Genomic DNA, 21674 nt, shown 5'->3' on the forward strand with positions numbered 1-21674 from the left:
GCAATTTTTCAAAATATTGTTAAGCCTTTTCTGAGCATGGTATTTTTCATGGTATTACCAATTAGCAGGAAAATAAGCCATTGAATATAAAAGATAAAAATGTCTTGTTTACAATAGAGTGGGTATCGGAGACGAAGAAGGACAAGGTACATGCTGACCGATACCAAGCTGCGCAATCTCAAGCCCAGGGACAAACTCTACAAAGTGAATGACCGGGAAGGTCTCTATGTGGGGGTCGCCTCAGAAAACGAATCTATGGTCACTCCCGTTTTTGCAACACCGATTTTGACGACAAGTTGGCTTGCTTGAATCTATCCGGCGTCTGAATGGGATTTTATTCCCGCGCCTCGATGAGTTCCGCGCCTGATGAACCTCCAGAAAATATACGGCTTCAATGAGCCTTTCCGTTTTACAGGTTCCTCAACAGGCCGGTGGGCCGTTAGTATCATCAATATCAGTATTCGCAAAACCAGATGAATGATTGTTTAAACTGGTGTATTTCTGCCTTTATGCTTCGTAAGTTTGCTGTCGCGCCGTCAGTGCCCAGGCTATTCTGGCCAGCTTGTTTGCCAGAGCACAGGTGACGACAAAGTTGCTTTTCCGACACAACAACTCCCTGACCCAGTCGGCCAACTTGCCAGACTGGTGTTCCAGTTTTTGTATGAATACCCTGGCACACTGAACCAACAAAGTTCGGATCTTTTTGTTGCCCCGCTTGCTAATCCCTAACAATGTCGTCCGACCTCCCGTGCTGTACTGTCGGGGTACCAGCCCTGTTGCCGCCGCAAAGTCACGGCTGCTGGCGTACTGCTTCCCGTCGCCAATCTCAGTTGAAATAGTACTGGCAGTCAGCGTTCCAACGCAGGGAATACTCAGCAAGCGCTGTCCAACCTCATCTTCGTCCAACTTTCGTTTCAACTGAGATTCCAGATCTTTAATCTGCTCAACAAGATAGTGATAATGCTGTTGTAATTTCAGCAGTAACTGGCTGAGATAAAGAGGCAAACTACTGTCCTCAAGAAGGGTACTCAGTCGACTAATAACGGCAGCACCTCGCGGAACGCTGATACCAAATTCCAGCAGAAAAGCATGCATCTGATTAGTTGTTTTCACCTTATCCTGAACCAGGGATTCACGGACACGATGCAGAGCTCGCATTGCCTGCTGAGATTCGGTTCTGGGCTGCACGAAACGCATAGATGGACGTGATGCTGCTTCACAGATAGCTTCAGCATCAACGAAGTCATTTTTGTTGCTTTTAACGAATGGGCGGACAAATTGCGGTGATATCAGCTTTGGAAAATGCCCTAACTCTTCCAGCTTGCGTGCCATAAAGTGAGAACCGCCACAGGCTTCCATCGCGATGGTTGTTGCCGGGCATGTCGCCAGAAATTCGATTAGCTTTGGTCGGGTGAATTTTTTACGGTAAACGGCCTTCCCACGATGATCCTGACAATGAATATGGAAAGAGTTCTTACCCAGATCGATACCAATAAGCGCAATGTTTTCCATGATGGTTCTCCGAATGAAAGCCTGTCCTCAGCATAGTACTGGGAAGGAGGGAGTGACCATCTCATTAAATAAAGCACGCTAAGCCGGTTGCAGCGGTCGTAGCGGCCTGAACTTGCCCGCGCCGATCTTGGCGCTGCTGCGCCAGAGGTAATCGCCGGTGAGGTTGATGTGCTCCCAACCGAGCGGCGACAGGTACTGCAACAGCGCGTCATCAACGGCATGGCCGTTGCCACGCAGCGCGTGCGCAGCCCGTTCCAGATAGACCGTGTTCCACAACACGACGGCAGCCGTTACCAGATTGAGGCCGCTAGCCCGGTAGCGCTGCTGCTCGAAACTGCGGTCGCGGATTTCACCCAGGCGGTTGAAAAACACTGCCCTGGCCAGCGCATTGCGCGCCTCGCCCTTGTTCAGGCCGGCATGCACGCGGCGGCGCAGTTCCACGCTTTGCAGCCAGTCCAGGATGAACAGCGTGCGCTCGATGCGGCCCAGCTCGCGGAGCGCCACGGCCAGGCCGTTCTGGCGTGGGTAGCTGCCGAGCTTTCGGAGCATCAGGGAGGCCGTCACCGTGCCCTGCTTGATCGAGGTGGCCAGCCGCAGGATTTCGTCCCAATGGGCGCGGACGTGCTTGATGTTGAGCGTGCCGCCGATCATGGGTTTCAGCGCGTCATAGGCGGCGTCGCCCTTCGGGATGTAGAGCTTGGTGTCGCCCAGGTCGCGGATGCGCGGCGCGAAGCGGAAGCCCAGGAGGTGCATCAGGGCGAAGACGTGATCGGTGAAGCCCGCCGTGTCGGTGTAATGCTCCTCGATCCGCAAGTCGGACTCGTGGTACAGCAGGCCGTCGAGCACGTAGGTCGAATCGCGCACGCCGACGTTCACGACCTTGGTGTGAAATGGCGCGTACTGGTCAGAAATGTGGGTGTAGAACGTCCGCCCTGGGCTGCTCCCGTATTTCGGGTTGATGTGGCCGGTGCTCTCGGCCTTGCTGCCGGTGCGGAAGTTCTGGCCGTCCGACGATGAGGTGGTGCCGTCGCCCCAGTGCTCGGCGAAGGGATGGCGGAACTGTGCGTTGACCAGATCGGCCAGCGCCGCCCCGTAGGTTTCGTCGCGGATGTGCCAGGCTTGCAGCCAAGCCAGCTTGGCGTAGGTCGTGCCGGGGCAAGACTCCGCCATCTTGGTCAGGCCCAGGTTGATCGCGTCGGCGAGGATCGTGGTCAGCAACAGGTTCTTGTCTTTGGCCGGGTCGCCCGATTTCAGATGCGCGAAATGCCGAGTGAAGCCCGTCCATTCGTCCACCTCCAGCAGCAGTTCGGTGATCTTGACGTGCGGCAGGATCATTGCCGTCTGGTCGATCAGCGCTTGGGCGGTGTCGGGTACCGCCGCGTCGAGCGGCGTGATCTTCAAGCCTGACTCGGTGATGATGGCGTCCGGCAGCTCGTTGGCCGTCGCCATACGGTTGACGGTGGCAAGCTGTGTTTCCAGCAGCGTCAGCCGGTCGTTCAGGTACCGGTTGCAGTCGGTGGCCACGGCCAGCGGCAATTCGCTGGCCTGCTTGAGGCTGGCGAATTTCGCGGGCGGCACCAGGTAGTCCTCGAAGTCCTTGAACTGGCGCGACCCCTGCACCCAGATGTCGCCGGAACGCAACGCGTTCTTCATCTCCGACAGCGCGCACAGTTCGTAGTAGCGCCGGTCGATGCCGGTGTCGGTCATGACCAGCTTCTGCCAGCGCGGCTTGATGAACTCGGTCGGCGCGTCGGCGGGCACCTTGCGGGCGTTGTCGCTGTTCATGCCGCGCAGCACCTCGATGGCGTCGAGCACGTCCTTCGCGGCGGGAGCGGCCCGCAGCTGGCACTGTTGCAAAGTTAGCGATGAGGCAGCCTTTTGTCTTATTCAAAGGCCTTACATTTCAAAAACTCTGCTTACCAGGCGCATTTCGCCCAGGGGATCACCATAATAAAATGCTGAGGCCTGGCCTTTGCGTAGTGCACGCATCACCTCAATACCTTTGATGGTGGCGTAAGCCGTCTTCATGGATTTAAATCCCAGCGTGGCGCCGATTATCCGTTTCAGTTTGCCATGATCGCATTCAATCACGTTGTTCCGGTACTTAATCTGTCGGTGTTCAACGTCAGACGGGCACCGGCCTTCGCGTTTGAGCAGAGCAAGCGCGCGACCATAGGCGGGCGCTTTATCCGTGTTGATGAATCGCGGGATCTGCCACTTCTTCACGTTGTTGAGGATTTTACCCAGAAACCGGTATGCAGCTTTGCTGTTACGACGGGAGGAGAGATAAAAATCGACAGTGCGGCCCCGGCTGTCGACGGCCCGGTACAGATACGCCCAGCGGCCATTGACCTTCACGTAGGTTTCATCCATGTGCCACGGGCAAAGATCGGAAGGGTTACGCCAGTACCAGCGCAGCCGTTTTTCCATTTCAGGCGCATAACGCTGAACCCAGCGGTAAATCGTGGAGTGATCGACATTCACTCCGCGTTCAGCCAGCATCTCCTGCAGCTCACGGTAACTGATGCCGTATTTGCAGTACCAGCGTACGGCCCACAGAATGATGTCACGCTGAAAATGCCGGCCTTTGAATGGGTTCATGTGCAGCTCCATCAGCAAAAGGGGATGATAAGTTTATCACCACCGACTATTTGCAACAGTGCCCGCTGCCCTACCTCTCACTAGTGAGGGGCGGCAGCGCATCAAGCGGTGAGCGCACTCCGGCACCGCCAACTTTCAGCACATGCGTGTAAATCATCGTCGTAGAGACGTCGGAATGGCCGAGCAGATCCTGCACGGTTCGAATGTCGTAACCGCTGCGGAGCAAGGCCGTCGCGAACGAGTGGCGGAGGGTGTGCGGTGTGGCGGGCTTCGTGATGCCTGCTTGTTCTACGGCACGTTTGAAGGCGCGCTGAAAGGTCTGGTCATACATGTGATGGCGACGCACGACACCGCTCCGTGGATCGGTCGAATGCGTGTGCTGCGCAAAAACCCAGAACCACGGCCAGGAATGCCCGGCGCGCGGATACTTCCGCTCAAGGGCGTCGGGAAGCGCAACGCCGCTGCGGCCCTCGGCCTGGTCCTTCAGCCACCATGCCCGTGCACGCGACAGCTGCTCGCGCAGGCTGGGTGCCAAGCTCTCGGGTAACATCAAGGCCCGATCCTTGGAGCCCTTGCCCTCCCGCACGATGATCGTGCCGTGATCGAAATCCAGATCCTTGACCCGCAGTTGCAAACCCTCACTGATCCGCATGCCCGTTCCATACAGAAGCTGGGCGAACAAACGATGCTCGCCTTCCAGAAAACCGAGGATGCGAACCACTTCATCCGGGGTCAGCACCACCGGCAAGCGCCGCGACGGCCGAGGTCTTCCGATCTCCTGAAGCCAGGGCAGATCCGTGCACAGCACCTTGCCGTAGAAGAACAGCAAGGCCGCCAATGCCTGACGATGCGTGGAGACCGAAACCTTGCGCTCGTTCGCCAGCCAGGACAGAAATGCCTCGACTTCGCTGCTGCCCAAGGTTGCCGGGTGACGCACACCGTGGAAACGGATGAAGGCACGAACCCAGTGGACATAAGCCTGTTCGGTTGGTAAGCTGTAATGCAAGTAGCGTATGCGCTCACGCAACTGGTCCAGAACCTTGACCGAACGCAGCGGTGGTAACGGCGCAGTGGCGGTTTTCATGGCTTGTTATGACTGTTTTTTTGTACAGTCTATGCCTCGGGCATCCAAGCAGCAAGCGCGTTACGCCGTGGGTCGATGTTTGATGTTATGGAGCAGCAACGATGTTACGCAGCAGGGCAGTCGCCCTAAAACAAAGTTAAACATCATGAGGGAAGCGATGATCGCCGAAGTATCGACTCAACTATCAGAGGTAGTTGGCGTCATCGAGCGCCATCTCGAACCGACGTTGCTGGCCGTACATTTGTACGGCTCCGCAGTGGATGGCGGCCTGAAGCCACACAGTGATATTGATTTGCTGGTTACGGTGACCGTAAGGCTTGATGAAACAACGCGGCGAGCTTTGATCAACGACCTTTTGGAAACTTCGGCTTCCCCTGGAGAGAGCGAGATTCTCCGCGCTGTAGAAGTCACCATTGTTGTGCACGACGACATCATTCCGTGGCGTTATCCAGCTAAGCGCGAACTGCAATTTGGAGAATGGCAGCGCAATGACATTCTTGCAGGTATCTTCGAGCCAGCCACGATCGACATTGATCTGGCTATCTTGCTGACAAAAGCAAGAGAACATAGCGTTGCCTTGGTAGGTCCAGCGGCGGAGGAACTCTTTGATCCGGTTCCTGAACAGGATCTATTTGAGGCGCTAAATGAAACCTTAACGCTATGGAACTCGCCGCCCGACTGGGCTGGCGATGAGCGAAATGTAGTGCTTACGTTGTCCCGCATTTGGTACAGCGCAGTAACCGGCAAAATCGCGCCGAAGGATGTCGCTGCCGACTGGGCAATGGAGCGCCTGCCGGCCCAGTATCAGCCCGTCATACTTGAAGCTAGACAGGCTTATCTTGGACAAGAAGAAGATCGCTTGGCCTCGCGCGCAGATCAGTTGGAAGAATTTGTTCACTACGTGAAAGGCGAGATCACCAAGGTAGTCGGCAAATAATGTCTAACAATTCGTTCAAGCCGACGCCGCTTCGCGGCGCGGCTTAACTCAAGCGTTAGATGCACTAAGCACATAATTGCTCACAGCCAAACTATCAGGTCAAGTCTGCTTTTATTATTTTTAAGCGGGTAATGACTCCAACTTATTGATAGTGTTTTATGTTCAGATAATGCCCGATGACTTTGTCATGCAGCTCCACCGATTTTGAGAACGACAGCGACTTCCGTCCCAGCCGTGCCAGGTGCTGCCTCAGATTCAGGTTATGCCGCTCAATTCGCTGCGTATATCGCTTGCTGATTACGTGCAGCTTTCCCTTCAGGCGGGATTCATACAGCGGCCAGCCATCCGTCATCCATATCACCACGTCAAAGGGTGACAGCAGGCTCATAAGACGCCCCAGCGTCGCCATCGTGCGTTCACCGAATACGTGCGCAACAACCGTCTTCCGGAGCCTGTCATACGCGTAAAACAGCCAGCGCTGGCGCGATTTAGCCCCGACGTATCCCCACTGTTCGTCCATTTCCGCGCAGACGATGACGTCACTGCCCGGCTGTATGCGCGAGGTTACCGACTGCGGCCTGAGTTTTTTAAATGGCGGAAAATCGTGTTGAGGCCAACGCCCATAATGCGGGCGGTTGCCCGGCATCCAACGCCATTCATGGCCATATCAATGATTTTCTGGTGCGTACCGGGTTGAGAAGCGGTGTAAGTGAACTGCAGTTGCCATGTTTTACGGCAGTGAGAGCAGAGATAGCGCTGATGTCCGGCGGTGCTTTTGCCGTTACGCACCACCCCGTCAGTAGCTGAACAGGAGGGACAGCTGATAGAAACAGAAGCCACTGGAGCACCTCAAAAACACCATCATACACTAAATCAGTAAGTTGGCAGCATCACCCGACGCACTTTGCGCCGAATAAATACCTGTGACGGAAGATCACTTCGCAGAATAAATAAATCCTGGTGTCCCTGTTGATACCGGGAAGCCCTGGGCCAACTTTTGGCGAAAATGAGACGTTGATCGGCACGTAAGAGGTTCCAACTTTCACCATAATGAAATAAGATCACTACCGGGCGTATTTTTTGAGTTATCGAGATTTTCAGGAGCTAAGGAAGCTAAAATGGAGAAAAAAATCACTGGATATACCACCGTTGATATATCCCAATGGCATCGTAAAGAACATTTTGAGGCATTTCAGTCAGTTGCTCAATGTACCTATAACCAGACCGTTCAGCTGGATATTACGGCCTTTTTAAAGACCGTAAAGAAAAATAAGCACAAGTTTTATCCGGCCTTTATTCACATTCTTGCCCGCCTGATGAATGCTCATCCGGAATTCCGTATGGCAATGAAAGACGGTGAGCTGGTGATATGGGATAGTGTTCACCCTTGTTACACCGTTTTCCATGAGCAAACTGAAACGTTTTCATCGCTCTGGAGTGAATACCACGACGATTTCCGGCAGTTTCTACACATATATTCGCAAGATGTGGCGTGTTACGGTGAAAACCTGGCCTATTTCCCTAAAGGGTTTATTGAGAATATGTTTTTCGTCTCAGCCAATCCCTGGGTGAGTTTCACCAGTTTTGATTTAAACGTGGCCAATATGGACAACTTCTTCGCCCCCGTTTTCACCATGGGCAAATATTATACGCAAGGCGACAAGGTGCTGATGCCGCTGGCGATTCAGGTTCATCATGCCGTTTGTGATGGCTTCCATGTCGGCAGAATGCTTAATGAATTACAACAGTACTGCGATGAGTGGCAGGGCGGGGTGATGCTGCCAACTTACTGATTTAGTGTATGATGGTGTTTTTGAGGTGCTCCAGTGGCTTCTGTTTCTATCAGCTGTCCCTCCTGTTCAGCTACTGACGGGGTGGTGCGTAACGGCAAAAGCACTGCCGGACATCAGCGCTATCTCTGCTCTCACTGCCGTAAAACATGGCAACTGCAGTTCACTTACACCGCTTCTCAACCCGGTACGCACCAGAAAATCATTGATATGGCCATGAATGGCGTTGGATGCCGGGCAACCGCCCGCATTATGGGCGTTGGCCTCAACACGATTTTCCGCCATTTAAAAAACTCAGGCCGCAGTCGGTAACCTCGCGCATACAGCCGGGCAGTGACGTCATCGTCTGCGCGGAAATGGACGAACAGTGGGGATACGTCGGGGCTAAATCGCGCCAGCGCTGGCTGTTTTACGCGTATGACAGGCTCCGGAAGACGGTTGTTGCGCACGTATTCGGTGAACGCACGATGGCGACGCTGGGGCGTCTTATGAGCCTGCTGTCACCCTTTGACGTGGTGATATGGATGACGGATGGCTGGCCGCTGTATGAATCCCGCCTGAAGGGAAAGCTGCACGTAATCAGCAAGCGATATACGCAGCGAATTGAGCGGCATAACCTGAATCTGAGGCAGCACCTGGCACGGCTGGGACGGAAGTCGCTGTCGTTCTCAAAATCGGTGGAGCTGCATGACAAAGTCATCGGGCATTATCTGAACATAAAACACTATCAATAAGTTGGAGTCATTACCCCGGAACAAAACGGATATTAAGTCATTATCAGAAAAAATAAACGATGCGATGGTAGGGCACAATGGTTTATTCATTTCTATAAAAAACATGGAAAATGAAAAAATTGTTGAACTCTATGCCAAAAATTCTGTTGTTCCAGCGGTCCTGCTTAATAAGTCGGGTGATATTCTCGACTATATGATCCAGACGGAAGAAAATAACACCGTGTACCGCAGTATCTCGCGGCGGGTTGCCGTGACGCCGGAACAGGGTAAAAGCAAACATGTCATCATTACGGTTGCCACGGATACTGGGTATCACACCCTGTTTATGGATAAGCTCAGTACCTGGCTGTTCTGGTTCAATATCGGTCTGGTCTTTATTTCTGTTTTTCTGGGCTGGCTGACCACACGTATTGGTCTGAAACCGCTACGGGAAATGACCAGTCTGGCTTCCTCCATGACCGTACACAGCCTGGATCAGCGTCTTAATCCCGATTTGGCTCCGCCGGAAATTTCTGAGACCATGCAGGAGTTCAATAACATGTTCGATCGCCTGGAGGGGTCATTCCGGAAACTGTCAGATTTCTCGTCTGACATCGCGCATGAGCTGCGCACAGCGGTCAGTAATCTGATGATGCAGACGCAGTTTGCACTGGCTAAGGAAAGGGATGTTTCGCATTACCGCGAAATCTTATTCGCTTACCTGGAAGAACTGAAAAGGTTGTCACGAATGACCAGTGATATGCTTTTTCTGGCACGTTCAGAGCATGGTCTGCTGCAGCTGGATAAACATGATGTGGATCTGGCCGCCGAACTGAATGAATTACGTGAGCTGTTCGAGCCTCTGGCAGACGAAACAGGAAAGACAATCACCGTTGAAGGAGAGGGCGTTGTTGCCGGAGACAGCGATATGCTGCGACGTGCTTTCAGTAACCTGCTTTCCAATGCAATCAAGTATTCTCCCGATAACACCTGTACAGCGATACACCTTGAGCGTGACAGTGACTGTGTGAACGTGATGATTACGAATACGATGTCCGGCCAGGTTCCCGCTAATCTGGAACGTTTGTTTGATCGGTTCTATCGAGCTGATTCATCAAGGGTCCACAACACGGAAGGCGCGGGGCTGGGATTATCAATTACAAGGTCGATCATTCATGCTCATGGCGGCGAGCTGTCAGCAGAACAGCAGGGGCGGGAAATTGTGTTCAGTGTGCGCCTGTTAATGGATTAATCCCGTTCTTCAGGAGAAACCTGGAAGGTGACAAAATTGTCATCATTCAGTCACGCGATAAACAGAGGCGGTTTTTTATAATCATACATAAATCAGGAGCAGAGTGATAACGCAATCGCCTGGTTCCTGGAGTGATGAATAACCCGCCCTGAGATCAAATGCTTTCTCTGTTATAAGCCGTTGATTGTTTGGGTATGAAAACACCGGAGACCCAACCATGAAAAAGATCCTTGTATCATTTGTTGCCATTATGGCTGTCGCTTCATCCGCCATGGCTGCAGAGACAATGAACATGCATGACCAGGTAAATAATGCCCAGGCACCCGCCCATCAGATGCAGTCAACCTCTGAAAAAAGCGCTGTTCAGGGAGACAGTATGACAATGATGGATATGAGCGGACACGATCAGGCTGCAATGTCCCATGAAATGATGCAAAACGGCAACGCTTCTGCCCACCAGGACATGGCGGAGATGCATAAAAAAATGATGAAAGGCAAACCAGGGGCCACCAACGAATCAGCAACGTCATTTTCAGAAATGAACGAGCATGAAAAAGCCGCTGTTGTGCACGAGAAGGCGAATAATGGTCAGTCTTCCGTTATTCATCAGCAGCAGGCTGAAAAGCATCGCAGCCAGATCACCCAGAATTAACCCGCAGCTCCACTTGTTAGACCCTCATTTGACGCCGAAGTCACTGGCTTACGCTCCCGTCCGGGAGCGTTTTTTTTATTCTTTCATTTATCATTGAGTCTTATGGGAATGGATTTAATCAGTTACTTAATCCCTGCCTCAGCAACAAGTCCCGGAAAGAGCAGCTTTATATTCCGGGTTTTTCTGCTCATAACCTCAACGGTGGCGCTTAGGATGTACTTTGTAAGTACCCAGAGTGTGTGTCATCAGTACCGGTGTTAATGCACCAGCCCATTCCAGCCATGTATACCCATGTAAATCCCAACAGCAGCAATCAGGGCGCTTGAAATATAGGGGGCTCTTCTGGCGATGGTATTGAAGCCACTCCAGCGTTTGGCGACCTGACGAACGCTGATCGCCGCACCCACTCCAACCGTTACGAGGGTCAATGCCAGGCCGATACTGAAACAAACAACCAGTGTGGCACCCAGCGTAAGCGCTTTAAGCTGAAGGCAGATCAACAATACAGTTATAGCTGCCGGGCAAGGGATAAGCCCTCCTGTCAGTCCAAATATCAGGATTTGCCCGTTGGTTACTTCTTTCCCGTCGAAGCGGCGTTTTATGTCATTGGCATGAGCCAGTTCGTGAGCGTCCTGATACTCTTTCGAATTCACATCCAGCCCATCAAGCTCAGAGTGGTCATGGTCATGGTCGTGTTCAGCGAACGCCACATCATAGTCATGGACATGACCACGATGTCCCAGAGACAGACGTACGTTGAAACTGTGAGGCTCAGGGATGGGAGATGTTGACTCCAGATAATCACCATGATCAACAAATTCAAAAGTCTGAGAGATCGTACTGTTTTCCCGAAGTGTGGTTAATGAGATATCTTCAGAAGCCCATCTTTGGCCACTAAGAGTGCGTAGCCGCCAGTGGGGAAGTTGTCCTTCTTCAAAAATGGACAGTTCAACTTTTCCATGGCCAGTATCGATCAACCTTGTTTCGTCATGGTGATGATGTTCATTCTCCTGCATTCCCTCCAGCCAGTTTTTCTCACCGCTCCAGGTTCGCCAGAACATCCAAAAAGCCGTACCAAGGATGATCACTGAAGAGACCATCTGTAGCCAGGGTTCGGCTGATTCTGCGGTAAATTTATTACTGATATACATCCCTCCAAAAGCAATCAGCCATACGACTGCAGTGTGCGACAATGTTGCCGCGACACCCAGCATCACGGCCTGACGTACGGTGCCTTTTATAGCAATGATGAATGCTGCCATCATTGTTTTGGAGTGCCCGGGCTCCAGTCCATGAAGCGCGCCAAGCAGAATGGCGCTGGGGATGAAAAACCATGCGTTGCCTTGCTGAAGAAGTGTCGTAAATTCGTTCATGAGAATCATTCTTGGTTATTAAGTGTAGGCCGGATTCTACTCCCCCCCAGTAAAATATACTACCCCCCAGTAGAATAACGCTGGTATAGTTACATAAAATATCCAGGAGAGTGAGAGCCCACATGTCACATACCATCCGCGATAAACAAAAACTGAAAGCACGTACAAGCAAGATCCAGGGGCAGGTTGCTGCGCTGAAAAAAATGCTTGATGAACCTCACGAATGTGCCGCTGTACTGCAACAAATAGCCGCCATACGTGGTGCCGTGAATGGTTTATTGCGTGAAGTGATTAAAGGACATTTGACTGAACATATTGTTCATGAAAGTGAAGAACAGAAACGAGAAGAAGACCTGGACGTTGTGCTGAAGGTTCTGGATTCTTACATCAAGTGACAGTTTGGCTAAAAGCCCTGAGCATTAATTTATCTAAATAACACGTTATCAAGTGACGGTTTTGGGCTGTTTGTAGCGGCATAGTGAGTTTGTTTAATCAATGAGCTTTAAGATGCCCCCCTTCATGCAAGGCAACGCGTACATTTCTGGTACATCTACTTCCCTTACTTTGCTCAGGGCAACCCACATTGTTAAAGCCTCTACTCGCTGACCATCAAAATCACCCAACGTCAGATAATGGAAAAAAATTTTGGATGACATTTTGAAACGTGTCCTCTGCTGTGAACGTCGAGAGATGCTACGCGAGAAAGGAGATGACCTACTTAGTATCCTGTTAAGTAGGTCTATCTGAAGAAGTAGACAACTTTAAAGTCTTTTTCATGTTAAAGGAGACAACTTTAATGTCTGTGTACACCTACCTTTGCTCAAATCAAAATGTTCTGACATACCAAAATGGAGTGTAAAATGACTCAAAACCAGGGTTCTGAGCCAGTACCGGCGAGCCGGACAGGGCAGCTCATCAGCGCCCGGGATATGGCCATGCAGAAATTCGAAGAAGGGATGCGGTTAATCTCGGAAGCGTCGGAACTGTGCGGTCTCTCTCTCTTCACCAGCAGAATTATGCAGCCCAACGCATTTGGTCTTCCGTCGTCACTGGATCGCACCATCGAGGAGGGGCGTAAGGAAATTGACCGTAAAACGTGGAAAAGGCTCTTTGAAGAAACAGGTATGGACCGGTACTGGAACCATAAGCAAAAAGAAGCCTTTAACGAATCCCTTCGTACGGATCCGCCCGTCGCTTCCCTGGAGATTGTTAAGGGAACATTACAGCATGCACTGGCTAACAGACGAGACACCCTTGCAGAAGGTTTCGTTGATGTTCTCAACAAGCTTGACCGAAGTTTCAAAAGCAATGCCAGGCAATATACAATGCCAAAAAAGCTTGTTCTTCGGGGGATTTTTCCTGGTGTGAACGTGCTGAGGTACAACGGTTTCTCGCAGGACAATCACTTTTGTTTACGCGACTTTGAGAATATTGTATGCATCTGTTCTGATACTCCAACACCTGCAACCGGCGGTGGGCTGAGTATGGTCGACAGGCTGACGGCCATGAGAAATACAGAATTCACAGGCGAGGTCAGTGATGAGAATGGCTGGCGGTGTCGCCTGTTTGAGAATGGAAACGTTCATATTTGCATCGACAGTATCTCGCTTCTGAATGCTCTGAACGATCTTATCAGCATATATTTTGCAAACCAGCTTCCGGCCGCAGGAAAAAAATGATGATTGAAAATGATAAAGAAAAAAGCCTGAACGATGCTACCCCGCCAGAGGTGCAGAATGACATCCGCAGCGAATCCACTGAAAAATCAAAGGAAATGGGTCGTTCAAGGTACTCATCTATCGCGATGATCGATTACTTCAATGCAATCGAACGTCTGTGCAAAGAGAAAGAAATTAACCCGGAAAATATCGATCTGAGCTTCAAAGTTCACTGGCTCAGAAACGCTGTTGGCGGCTCGTTTGCAAGGTCACAGGAGATGTTCGCGGAGTACCAGAAGTATGTTAAAGAGGTTCCTGAAGAGGCCCGTTACCTGGATATACCCGATGAGGTAAAGGTTGCACTCGGCGATATTATCTCGTACATCACCTGGCACTACCGTAGAAGCTATACCGCAATACAGAATGATAGTGTTAAAAAAGCTGAAGCACGTAGCATGCAGCTGGAGGAGGAGGTAACGCAGCTGTTACAGCGGCTTGAGCAAAGCGCTACCGATATGGATGAGCTGAAACTTGAGAATCAGGCACTACAGGGTCGATTAGAGATCCGGGACAGTACCGTCAAGGAGTTAGAAACAAGGCTGAATGTTGCCGAAGCAGAACTCGAAACCTGCCATCACCAGTTAGATAGCACACGGCATGAATTGAGCCTCGCACAGCAGTCAAATGACTCACTCTCCCAGCAACTGGCTGAACGTAAAACAGAGATCGCTGGTCACCTTGAATATCAAAAAAAGCTGAACGAAGAGATCAACACGCAGCGTTCTGATAACGCCGGTCTTTCCAGACAATGCGACCAGTTAAGTCAGACTGTGTCAGATACAAAGGCAGAGAGGGACAGGTTTGAACAGGAATTGATTGCTGCACAGAACCTTTGTACTGAGCTGAAAAGTGCACTGTCCGGGAAAGAGGGTGACCTGGTGGCGGTGAATGCCGAACTTACTGAACTCCATAAACTAAACGAGTCGCTGAGCGCCGACCTGAATAAAGTAACTTTGGTCAGCCAGGGCTATGAAGCGGAAGTGGCTGAACAAAGCAATGAACTCAAAACGCTCCAGGCCAAAGTAATGAAGCTGGAAGCTACCCTGGAGGCGGAGAAAACAATCTCAGAATCCCTGAAAGGCACCATTGATACATTAACTGGTGCAATGGCAGGGGGAGGTACTGGAAAGTCAAAACAGCCGCGTAGCAGAAAAACATCATGATAAATGAAGCCAGGTTGATACACTTCTCTGCATCCCCTGGCACATAAGAACTTCTGCGGACATTCAGCCCGTCCGCAGGAGTTTTCGTCCTTCAGTCAACAAATGCACTACCTTTTTTGAGTCTCCACTTTCCAGAGCAGAAAACACGTTACCGATTCTACCAACAGCTTGTATCTGAGTGATAACCCCAGTCTTGTAATCATCTAGGATCCCTGACAGGAAAGCGTTCAGTTTTGTCTGTTCGCTTAGCGAAAGCATGTAGGACATTTTTTCTCCATTTTAAGCAGGTGTGTCAGTTGAAAGAGGTTTGCGTGATTCTGGAAAATGAGGCAGCACCATAGTTTCAGATGCTGTGGTCGCATCCCAGTGCCACCATCCATAAGGCCCATATTCACGGTTGTAATAATCTTTTTTGAGTTGCTTTCGGGCCAGATAAGCAGGAGTGGCCATACCAAATACTTCCATCGGGAACGGCTTATCGCTTTTTGTGTCGAGCAGGTAGAAGTCAGGGAACACCTCACTAATACTCGCATCATAACGCATGGGCTTAACGTACTGCCGGTGCTCTGCATCCAGCTTTTCTGCAACAACCGCCTCATAGGAGGAGTCCAGAGGTATCCAGTTCTCGCTAACGTGCATCAGCACAATTTGATGAGCTCTTACAGAAGGGCCTCTGCCGGTTACCGCAGCTGGTGACGTCAACGCAAAGACAACTATTTTCGCCCCGGATTTCCATGCTGCGTACTCCGATGAAAATCGTTTCTTTACGCTATCCCAATGGACTTCTGAATTGAAAAAAATCAGCGGTAGCCCCCCAAAATTCCGCAGGGGTAAAAATTTAAGTGGCTTCTCATGCTTTTCAGCATCGTAGCGAGGTAAAACTGACAGGAGCATGAGACGTTTATCACTCATCGCCTGTGATGAAAGACGCTGAATTTGCGACTGAGCGACAGGTTGTTTCGGGTCAGGTACACCAATGAATAAATGGTCACCTATGCAGGCTCTGCCGGTACGAATTTGTTTAGCGGTTTCAAGCAGACGATACCGTACCAGTGAATCGTTACGTTTCCCTGCCATTTTCGGGTACCAGACATTCAGACCAGACTCTGTCCACAAAAGACTAAGCAAGCCCAGGAGGGTCATTGAGGCCTGACCTCCTTCTGGTCGCTGAACATGGGGCAGGGGAGGCACTTCTGATTTTTCAGGAGGATCTTTCTCTGTCATACCGATACCGAGCCTTACAGCCATATCACCTTCGGTTGTAATCCGGACCACACCACTCGCATATCCTTTCAGGCCGGTATGCCGGGCATCAAGGGAGAAGAATACACAGGAAGGATCATGCTCAATGCCCGTGTTAGCGGCTTTGACGAGAATAAAGGCATCACCGTTCGGTAAAGCACGAACATAAAGTCGCTTTTCTCCTTTTCCACGACATCCGCAGGTGATGACTGATTTTTGACCTGAGGTGTGGTGTGCCTTTTTAAGAGCCGACTGCCACCCTTTAGCAAACTCATCCTGCGTTTGAAAGTCAGGTGAATACCTTTTGACGTTTGGATCGTCGTCGTAAGCAATCATCACTGCGAATTTTTGGCTCATAGTAGTCTCCTAAACAGGAAGTTTAATATCCCAACCAGAGCAACACTTCCTGAGCGTCATACTGTTCCTTTACGCCCATGTCGCTAAAGAATTCTTCGAAATCTGTTTCGGGAACGCAATGCCTGGACAGTTCTTGTAATGCTCGTTCTTTAGATACCGTCTCACCTTCAGCTGATTCGAAATACGTCATGGTTGACCTCTGACATTATTACAACAATCTTAAGCATTTAAATTGATGAAGGAGCTCAGGTCAGCTGACTTCGTCGTAAAACTGCCGCAAGCGCTGGGAGGCTGCAAATTCAATTCGTGACTTCAGCAGTTTGGCGACGGCCGCAAAGACATCAACGACCACGGAGTTCCCAAACTGTCTGTAAGCCTGTGTATTGGACACAGGGATACGGAAAACACTTTCCCCGGGTTTATCGAAGCCCATTAGCCTGCTGCATTCACGTGGCGTTAGCATGCGTGGCCGACGGTCCATGTTGTATGTGTTATGGAAATCAGTTTCTCCCAGTTCATGAGACCAGCCCCGATCAATAAGAATTTCAGATCCGTCTTTCATATAGCGGCTTGAGAGGGTTCTGGTGACACTATTAACATTGGAAGGATCTACTAGTCCAAAACCAAAACCATTGCCTTTTGCCGCATGTTTCTTTGCATAGTTGTATAAGTACTCCCAGAGTTTAGGGGAGAGGATGTATTTACTATCTACGCTCGGATCCAGTAAATCTGAGAGAGAAGGGCGCTTGTCCGGATAAAAGTCTTTAATGTCTCTCAGAGTAAAACCGTCTTTCAGACGTAGGTCGCGGCGAAAACCAATAAGGACGATACGTTCACGGTGCTGGGGTCGGAAATGACGGCCATCGATGACTTTAGGATCATCCGCGCCCGTGCTTTCGCTGTTTGCGACGTCGTAGCCAAGCTCATCGAGCGTTTTCATGATGATGTTAAAGGTATTACCCTTATCGTGACTCTTCAGATTTTTTACGTTTTCCAGAACAAAAATTGCAGGTTGTTTTGCCCGGATGATCCTGGCCACATCAAAGAAGAGCGTACCCTGAGTGTCGCACTCGAAACCGTGTTTGCGACCCATAGAGTTCTTTTTACTGACACCGGCGATGCTGAATGGCTGGCATGGAAATCCCGCAAGAAGAACATCATGATCCGGGATAGAGGCATCGATAAATTTGTATGCCTCGTCATCAGTAACCTCGGGCCGGTTGCTAAGAGTGATGTCACGGATGTCTGAATTGAAGCGGTGCTCGTTCTCATCGCAATACCAGTTCGCCCGGTAAGTACGGCTGGAATAAGTATTCCATTCGCTCGTGAAAAGACATTTACCACCGATGGCATCAAATCCGCTTCGCAGTCCACCTATCCCTGCAAACAGATCGATAAAGCTAAAGTGCCTGTCCTCATAATCAGCAGGTCGTGAAGGTATTAAAGTCTGTAGATAGCGTCCATCTGCGATACTCAGCTCACAATGCTCAGGTATGCATGTAACCTGACGTTTAAGGGATGCACGGGACCAATTACTGCCATTTTCATCATTTAATACCTGAGCCAGATATTTCAGGTCATAAATGGTCGAAGCTGTTAACAAAGTTTTGTGGATCAGAGATGGTGTTTTATCCACATCATTCAGGTCTGTCTCAAGATCATGAGTGTAACGTTTCATCCAAACTCTCTCAGGAATAATATCTTTGAGATAGATTAACACGCTTAATTTGGATTATTTTTTGGTTCAGGTTCTAAATTTATTGTGATTATTCTGCCTTTAAGTTGCAAAAAGATTGGTTTTAAGCCCGCCCATGAAATAATGACTTGTTAAAATACTGCCTGTAAATAGGCTTGTGGATACATGTCTGTACTCAACAAATCAAGGTGAAATGATGTTTTTTTTAACAAAGTTACTTTTGCCCATCATGATTGTTGTATTCCCAGTGGCGTCCTGGGGGAACTCAACAACTTTTGAGGCAAAGGTGGTTAAGATTGTTGACGGTGACACCATAACTGCGTTGGATGCTCAAAACACAACCATCAAAATACGGATGTATGGTATAGACGCTCCTGAATCTAAACAGGCTTTTGGCCAAAAAGCAAAACAGGCCTTAACCACAGCTATAGCAACTAAAATCGTTACCGTGATAGACCATGGTACGGATATCTATGGCCGTATGTTAGGTACCATCTGGTTAGATGGATATGATATCAATGCCTCTATGGTGGACAGTGGATATGCGTGGGTTTATCGGTTCGAAGATAACGCCATTGTCCCTGGCTATATCAAATATGAATCCGCAGCACAAAAGGAGGCAAAAGGGTTATGGGCAGACACCAACCCTGTCCCACCATGGCAGTGGAGACAGGCAAACGAAAAGCCCAGAAAGGTGAAAGGGAAGAAATAACCATGATGAAAGAGCCTCATCCGTTACTTCAGTTGGTACTAAACGATTCCGGTCGTCTAACCATGCCTGTTTATTATAGAGATCAACAGTATTGCCCGACTTGCCTTACAAAGGTGTTGAAGAGTGAGGATGGAAGTTTGGCGCACCTCGGGGAAATAAATCAAAATACATGTAGACCTTCTATTTCAGTAGTTGTGACAAAAGCAATTATTGAAATGTTATGTGACGGGGAAAAAATATTTGTAAATCCAATACGATACCGAGGCCGGGTGCTGGCACCCTCAGTAATTTTTTCTCCCGACACTCACACTTTCAAACCGTTTATAAATACAGACTATCAGCCTGTGGGAGCAAACTGGAAAAGTGAAAAGGGATATAAACTCGGTCTGTTTTATCTCAAAGATCGAGCCAACTCTATCAATAAAGAGGAATTTGATTTCATTGCCGTTATAGACCCTAAGGCAATGCAGAAAGAATTTATTTCGGCCTGGTCTGAGGTTGATGAAAAAAATCCATTGGAAACGCTGAAGCAGATCTTACGATCTAAAAACAACTCTTCTTTATGGGTAAAATGGCCTGGCAAAATTGAGCATGCGCAAAAAGGAAATTGCAACGAAAATTACTGGTTCGATTATCAATCTGATAATCAGGAAGTGAACTGTACGGTCTCTGTTGTAGGTATCGAAGGTAACAGTTCCGGTGAGACAATTTATAGATTGCAAACTTTGCTAAAGCGTAAGCTCAATGAATATCAACTGGTTCGGTCTTTAGGGACTATTATGCTTCTTGATAATACCGGGAATATGATTCCATCAAACCATCCTTATTTTGAAGTCATCTCAAAAGCATGTATAAATGGAGTGCGTGACTTTGTTCGTCAAAACCCGTGGGTAGTCTGACGGTCAACTATAAAGCATAATATAATTAGTAATAACAAGGAACAGACATGAATGAAAACTCAGTAATCTTAATAAGTTTATTTTGGTTTTTTTTTGGATCGAGTGTTGTAGCTGGTTTTATGGATGCATCATTATATTGCTGGATTTTTGCAGCCATAAGCGCATTGTTTCTTCTTTCGGTGATACAAACACCAAAGGAGTTAACGGTATCTATTCTTCTTGCGGTACTTATGGCAAGCTCCGCAGGTGTTTTCATTCTGGCTTATAAAGTCAAAACGAATGTCGTTTCACCAATCTATCTCTTAAAAAAGCCTACTGCATACATGGCTGAAATAGATAACCGAAGGATTCATGGTTACTAAATATTTTGCAATTGCATCATTTGACGGTCCGGGTTTATTTACCCACAGCATCGACTAATTCAAGAGGTTACATATGATAGTTTCAGAAGCAATTTTTTATTCTTCTATTATTTCCTGGGTTCTTTATTGGTGGTTTATTGGAAATATTACTAAAAAGGTAGGGATGCTTGTTGTTCCACTCACGCTTACCTTCGGATGTTACATTTATGCAATTCATTTGGATGATTCCGAACAGCAAACCAATTTACGTTGGGAGCAGATCGGTTTTATTACCTTTATAATTGTGATAATGTGGGCAGGAAAGTTTGTGATGAAAAGACTATCTGAATGATGATCTAATCCACACTTTTCGATATCTTAGAAAAGTAACTTTGTGAGCAAACAGTCATATGACATGCAAAACGCTGATCTCAAAGACAGATGATGGATACACATTTAGCATTTCACCTTACGAAGACGGGTACCGCTTATCAGTCTCGCCTGAAAATCGTCACAATGGTACCCAAAGCTTTGACGGCTGGTTCCCACGTTTTTTTTCCGAACCACAGTATGCCAAATCATCTTTAACTAAGTTTCTCGGTGAGTCCTTAGTATGGGAAGAAGATTCAAGTAATGCTCTATGAGATTACTTATTATAAATTTTTCTATTAATCTCCATGGAGTGATATATGAATTTGGCCTATTTTTTATTTTTGTCTATAACTGTTATGCTTACGAGCTTTATTATTAAATCACTTGTCGTATTGGTAAAGTTCAAATTACTTCGTGATGAACGTCTCGAATATACCAGCAATAAAAATATTGATGAGATGTACGATTTAATGAATGCGAAGGAAGAAATCCTCATAAGGCATCATAAGCAGATGTTGGCATTGCATCTTTCACTATTAATATTCGTTCTATTTATTGCTTACATTTACTAAAAATAATTTTATTCAACATTTCAACAAAGGGTTTTCAATGGAAAGCTTCGAAACTGAACAAATGATTCAATATGCTTTCTACATAAATATCGTAATAACGACTGGTTTGGCATGGTTTTGCTTGCGGTCAGGATTGCATTACAATTTTTTCAGAAAAGCAGAGAGTGCCAGAACAAAAGGGCTGAGTAGTACCTCTACTGAACACGGTCCAGCAATTGTGAGAATAAAGAAGCTACAAGCATTAGTAGATTTTATTAGTAACTGTGCTTTTCTAATCCTTTCAATTGGCACAGCTTATATTTTGTATTTTTGGATCCACAGTTAACTCATACAAGGTAACTTCGGCAAATAACAACTTCTAATGCAGGACTTTAATAACTATAACGGATGCTACATGAAAAACGACAGTTTAATTACGCGGTATAAAATACTTAAAGGCGAACGCGATGAGTCTATCTTCACCATAATAATCGCGCTAGTAGTAAAGCTGGGGCTGGTAGCCCTGGCATTCTATCTGTTGCTTGGTTCCACGATTGATTGGTCAAGCTGGAAAACCTATGCCGCCATGTTGATCTTTGGAGCATTTCTCTAAAAGGATGACCACGGCAATACCAGGTCAGACAACAAGGTCGTTAGCATGATCGTTGGAAGCAACGGAAGCACCTTGAAAAAGGTCGGCAGCACTATA

21 protein-coding genes and 3 pseudogenes are annotated in these 21674 nt (G+C 48.6%); 14 read left to right on the forward strand and 10 right to left on the reverse strand.

Annotated elements, in window-relative coordinates:
• Positions 1 to 150 precede the first annotated feature (150 nt).
• Positions 151 to 237: pseudogene (locus CU081_RS26695) on the forward strand (Arm DNA-binding domain-containing protein); the annotation flags it as partial.
• A gap of 270 nt (positions 238 to 507) precedes the next feature.
• Here the strand turns inward: CU081_RS26695 and CU081_RS25110 are convergent.
• The 4 genes and pseudogenes from CU081_RS25110 to intI1 form a co-directional block, all read right to left on the reverse strand.
• Positions 508 to 1512 carry an IS110-like element IS5075 family transposase gene (locus CU081_RS25110; protein ID WP_000427619.1) on the reverse strand — a complete coding sequence of 335 codons (1005 nt, stop codon included), beginning with the start codon at positions 1510 to 1512 and terminating at the stop codon, positions 508 to 510.
• Between the two features lie 78 nt (positions 1513 to 1590).
• A pseudogene (locus CU081_RS25115) lies at positions 1591 to 3357 on the reverse strand (Tn3 family transposase); the annotation flags it as partial.
• Positions 3358 to 3408: 51 nt separating this feature from the next.
• A complete protein-coding gene (locus CU081_RS25125; protein WP_001067855.1) occupies positions 3409 to 4113 on the reverse strand; it encodes an IS6-like element IS26 family transposase in 705 nt (234 codons plus the stop codon).
• A 70-nt stretch (positions 4114 to 4183) separates the two neighbouring features.
• Positions 4184 to 5197 carry a class 1 integron integrase IntI1 gene (gene intI1 / locus CU081_RS25130; RefSeq protein ID WP_000845039.1) on the reverse strand — a complete coding sequence of 338 codons (1014 nt, stop codon included), beginning with the start codon at positions 5195 to 5197 and terminating at the stop codon, positions 4184 to 4186.
• A 145-nt stretch (positions 5198 to 5342) separates the two neighbouring features.
• Between intI1 and aadA1 the strand changes: the two genes are divergently transcribed.
• Entirely contained in the window at positions 5343 to 6134 is a 792-nt protein-coding gene (aadA1, locus tag CU081_RS25135) for an ANT(3'')-Ia family aminoglycoside nucleotidyltransferase AadA1 (protein WP_046622360.1), read from the forward strand.
• A gap of 142 nt (positions 6135 to 6276) precedes the next feature.
• Here aadA1 and CU081_RS25140 read toward each other — a convergent pair.
• Positions 6277 to 6974, reverse strand: a protein-coding gene (locus tag CU081_RS25140) for an IS1-like element IS1B family transposase (RefSeq protein ID WP_095033700.1) whose coding sequence is annotated in 2 segments (ribosomal slippage) — positions 6277 to 6725 and positions 6725 to 6974 — 699 coding nt in all. Because the reading frame shifts where the segments join, the coding sequence is not laid out codon by codon here.
• Positions 6975 to 7252: 278 nt separating this feature from the next.
• Here CU081_RS25140 and catA point away from each other — a divergent pair.
• The 4 genes and pseudogenes from catA (at position 7253) to CU081_RS25175 (ending at position 10541) form a co-directional block, all read left to right on the forward strand.
• Positions 7253 to 7927: a type A chloramphenicol O-acetyltransferase gene (catA, locus tag CU081_RS25155; protein WP_031942326.1), complete on the forward strand. Its 675-nt coding sequence runs from the start codon at positions 7253 to 7255 to the stop codon at positions 7925 to 7927.
• 33 nt (positions 7928 to 7960) lie between these two features.
• Positions 7961 to 8658 (forward strand): IS1-like element IS1B family transposase gene (locus tag CU081_RS25165; protein ID WP_095033700.1). Its coding sequence is split into 2 segments (ribosomal slippage): positions 7961 to 8210 and positions 8210 to 8658, totalling 699 coding nucleotides; the frame shifts between segments, so codons are not numbered across the junction.
• Positions 8659 to 8674: 16 nt separating this feature from the next.
• Positions 8675 to 9889: pseudogene (gene pcoS, locus CU081_RS25170) on the forward strand (copper resistance membrane spanning protein PcoS); the annotation flags it as partial.
• 217 nt (positions 9890 to 10106) lie between these two features.
• On the forward strand, positions 10107 to 10541 hold the full coding sequence (locus CU081_RS25175) for a hypothetical protein (protein ID WP_000723070.1): 435 nt from the start codon (positions 10107 to 10109) through the stop codon (positions 10539 to 10541).
• Between the two features lie 257 nt (positions 10542 to 10798).
• Here the strand turns inward: CU081_RS25175 and CU081_RS25180 are convergent, their stop codons facing one another.
• A complete protein-coding gene (locus tag CU081_RS25180; protein ID WP_001572377.1) occupies positions 10799 to 11914 on the reverse strand; it encodes a nickel/cobalt efflux protein RcnA in 1116 nt (371 codons plus the stop codon).
• Positions 11915 to 12036: 122 nt separating this feature from the next.
• Here CU081_RS25180 and rcnR point away from each other — a divergent pair, with 122 nt between their 5' ends.
• Positions 12037 to 12309, forward strand: a complete 273-nt coding sequence (gene rcnR / locus CU081_RS25185) for a Ni(II)/Co(II)-binding transcriptional repressor RcnR (RefSeq protein ID WP_000019951.1) — start codon at positions 12037 to 12039, stop codon at positions 12307 to 12309.
• Positions 12310 to 12402: 93 nt separating this feature from the next.
• Here the strand turns inward: rcnR and CU081_RS26365 are convergent, their stop codons facing one another.
• Entirely contained in the window at positions 12403 to 12570 is a 168-nt protein-coding gene (locus CU081_RS26365) for a hypothetical protein (protein ID WP_001572379.1), read from the reverse strand.
• Between the two features lie 204 nt (positions 12571 to 12774).
• Between CU081_RS26365 and CU081_RS25190 the strand changes: the two genes are divergently transcribed.
• Both CU081_RS25190 and CU081_RS25195 read left to right on the forward strand, forming a co-directional pair.
• Positions 12775 to 13593, forward strand: coding sequence for a DUF4942 domain-containing protein (locus tag CU081_RS25190; protein ID WP_000193209.1), 819 nt, complete (start codon positions 12775 to 12777; stop codon positions 13591 to 13593).
• A complete protein-coding gene (locus CU081_RS25195; RefSeq protein WP_001572381.1) occupies positions 13590 to 14795 on the forward strand; it encodes a hypothetical protein in 1206 nt (401 codons plus the stop codon). Before CU081_RS25190 ends, CU081_RS25195 begins: the two co-directional genes overlap by 4 nt.
• Positions 14796 to 15074: 279 nt before the next feature.
• Here the strand turns inward: CU081_RS25195 and CU081_RS25205 are convergent, their stop codons facing one another.
• From CU081_RS25205 to CU081_RS25215, 3 genes are read right to left on the reverse strand one after another with little or no spacing between them, the layout of a single operon-like run.
• Positions 15075 to 16394 (reverse strand): DUF1173 family protein, encoded by a 1320-nt coding sequence (locus CU081_RS25205; protein ID WP_000078514.1) that lies wholly within the window; start codon positions 16392 to 16394, stop codon positions 15075 to 15077.
• Between the two features lie 22 nt (positions 16395 to 16416).
• A complete protein-coding gene (locus CU081_RS26370) occupies positions 16417 to 16584 on the reverse strand; it encodes a hypothetical protein (RefSeq protein WP_000220758.1) in 168 nt (55 codons plus the stop codon).
• Between the two features lie 60 nt (positions 16585 to 16644).
• On the reverse strand, positions 16645 to 18072 hold the full coding sequence (locus tag CU081_RS25215; RefSeq protein WP_000833382.1) for a DNA cytosine methyltransferase: 1428 nt from the start codon (positions 18070 to 18072) through the stop codon (positions 16645 to 16647).
• Between the two features lie 214 nt (positions 18073 to 18286).
• Here CU081_RS25215 and CU081_RS25220 point away from each other — a divergent pair, with 214 nt between their 5' ends.
• The 5 genes from CU081_RS25220 to CU081_RS25255 all read left to right on the forward strand — a co-directional run bounded on the left by CU081_RS25220 (position 18287) and on the right by CU081_RS25255 (position 21578).
• On the forward strand, positions 18287 to 18802 hold the full coding sequence (locus tag CU081_RS25220) for a thermonuclease family protein (protein WP_031942328.1): 516 nt from the start codon (positions 18287 to 18289) through the stop codon (positions 18800 to 18802).
• Positions 18803 to 18804: 2 nt separating this feature from the next.
• Positions 18805 to 19701: a hypothetical protein gene (locus CU081_RS25225; RefSeq protein WP_000975181.1), complete on the forward strand. Its 897-nt coding sequence runs from the start codon at positions 18805 to 18807 to the stop codon at positions 19699 to 19701.
• Between the two features lie 47 nt (positions 19702 to 19748).
• Positions 19749 to 20063: a hypothetical protein gene (locus CU081_RS25230; protein ID WP_001005009.1), complete on the forward strand. Its 315-nt coding sequence runs from the start codon at positions 19749 to 19751 to the stop codon at positions 20061 to 20063.
• 73 nt (positions 20064 to 20136) lie between these two features.
• Entirely contained in the window at positions 20137 to 20394 is a 258-nt protein-coding gene (locus CU081_RS25235) for a hypothetical protein (protein WP_000637193.1), read from the forward strand.
• 986 nt (positions 20395 to 21380) lie between these two features.
• The gene (locus tag CU081_RS25255) at positions 21381 to 21578 is read left to right on the forward strand and encodes a hypothetical protein (RefSeq protein ID WP_001371914.1); all 198 of its coding nucleotides are present in this window, start codon (positions 21381 to 21383) and stop codon (positions 21576 to 21578) included.
• The last annotated feature ends 96 nt before the right edge of the window (positions 21579 to 21674 follow it).

It is taken from the genome of Enterobacter sp. CRENT-193, from assembly GCF_002787395.1.
Lineage (GTDB): Bacteria > Pseudomonadota > Gammaproteobacteria > Enterobacterales > Enterobacteriaceae > Enterobacter > Enterobacter hormaechei_C.

Excerpts from the sequence above, each read along its gene's own strand:
- CU081_RS25235 (WP_000637193.1), top strand. The coding sequence starts at position 20,137 with ATGATAGTTTCAGAAGCAATTTTTTATTCTTCTATTATTTCCTGGGTT.
- CU081_RS25175 (WP_000723070.1), top strand. The coding sequence starts at position 10,107 with ATGAAAAAGATCCTTGTATCATTTGTTGCCATTATGGCTGTCGCTTCA.
- CU081_RS25190 (WP_000193209.1), top strand. The coding sequence starts at position 12,775 with ATGACTCAAAACCAGGGTTCTGAGCCAGTACCGGCGAGCCGGACAGGG.
- CU081_RS25125 (WP_001067855.1), bottom strand. The coding sequence starts at position 4,113 with ATGAACCCATTCAAAGGCCGGCATTTTCAGCGTGACATCATTCTGTGG.
- catA (WP_031942326.1), top strand. The coding sequence starts at position 7,253 with ATGGAGAAAAAAATCACTGGATATACCACCGTTGATATATCCCAATGG.
- CU081_RS25225 (WP_000975181.1), top strand. The coding sequence starts at position 18,805 with ATGATGAAAGAGCCTCATCCGTTACTTCAGTTGGTACTAAACGATTCC.
- CU081_RS25205 (WP_000078514.1), bottom strand. The coding sequence starts at position 16,394 with ATGAGCCAAAAATTCGCAGTGATGATTGCTTACGACGACGATCCAAAC.
- aadA1 (WP_046622360.1), top strand. The coding sequence starts at position 5,343 with ATGAGGGAAGCGATGATCGCCGAAGTATCGACTCAACTATCAGAGGTA.
- CU081_RS25180 (WP_001572377.1), bottom strand. The coding sequence starts at position 11,914 with ATGAACGAATTTACGACACTTCTTCAGCAAGGCAACGCATGGTTTTTC.
- CU081_RS25230 (WP_001005009.1), top strand. The coding sequence starts at position 19,749 with ATGAATGAAAACTCAGTAATCTTAATAAGTTTATTTTGGTTTTTTTTT.
- CU081_RS26370 (WP_000220758.1), bottom strand. The coding sequence starts at position 16,584 with ATGACGTATTTCGAATCAGCTGAAGGTGAGACGGTATCTAAAGAACGA.
- CU081_RS25110 (WP_000427619.1), bottom strand. The coding sequence starts at position 1,512 with ATGGAAAACATTGCGCTTATTGGTATCGATCTGGGTAAGAACTCTTTC.
- CU081_RS25255 (WP_001371914.1), top strand. The coding sequence starts at position 21,381 with ATGAAAAACGACAGTTTAATTACGCGGTATAAAATACTTAAAGGCGAA.
- CU081_RS25220 (WP_031942328.1), top strand. The coding sequence starts at position 18,287 with ATGTTTTTTTTAACAAAGTTACTTTTGCCCATCATGATTGTTGTATTC.
- rcnR (WP_000019951.1), top strand. The coding sequence starts at position 12,037 with ATGTCACATACCATCCGCGATAAACAAAAACTGAAAGCACGTACAAGC.
- CU081_RS26365 (WP_001572379.1), bottom strand. The coding sequence starts at position 12,570 with ATGTCATCCAAAATTTTTTTCCATTATCTGACGTTGGGTGATTTTGAT.
- CU081_RS25195 (WP_001572381.1), top strand. The coding sequence starts at position 13,590 with ATGATGATTGAAAATGATAAAGAAAAAAGCCTGAACGATGCTACCCCG.
- intI1 (WP_000845039.1), bottom strand. The coding sequence starts at position 5,197 with ATGAAAACCGCCACTGCGCCGTTACCACCGCTGCGTTCGGTCAAGGTT.
- CU081_RS25215 (WP_000833382.1), bottom strand. The coding sequence starts at position 18,072 with ATGAAACGTTACACTCATGATCTTGAGACAGACCTGAATGATGTGGAT.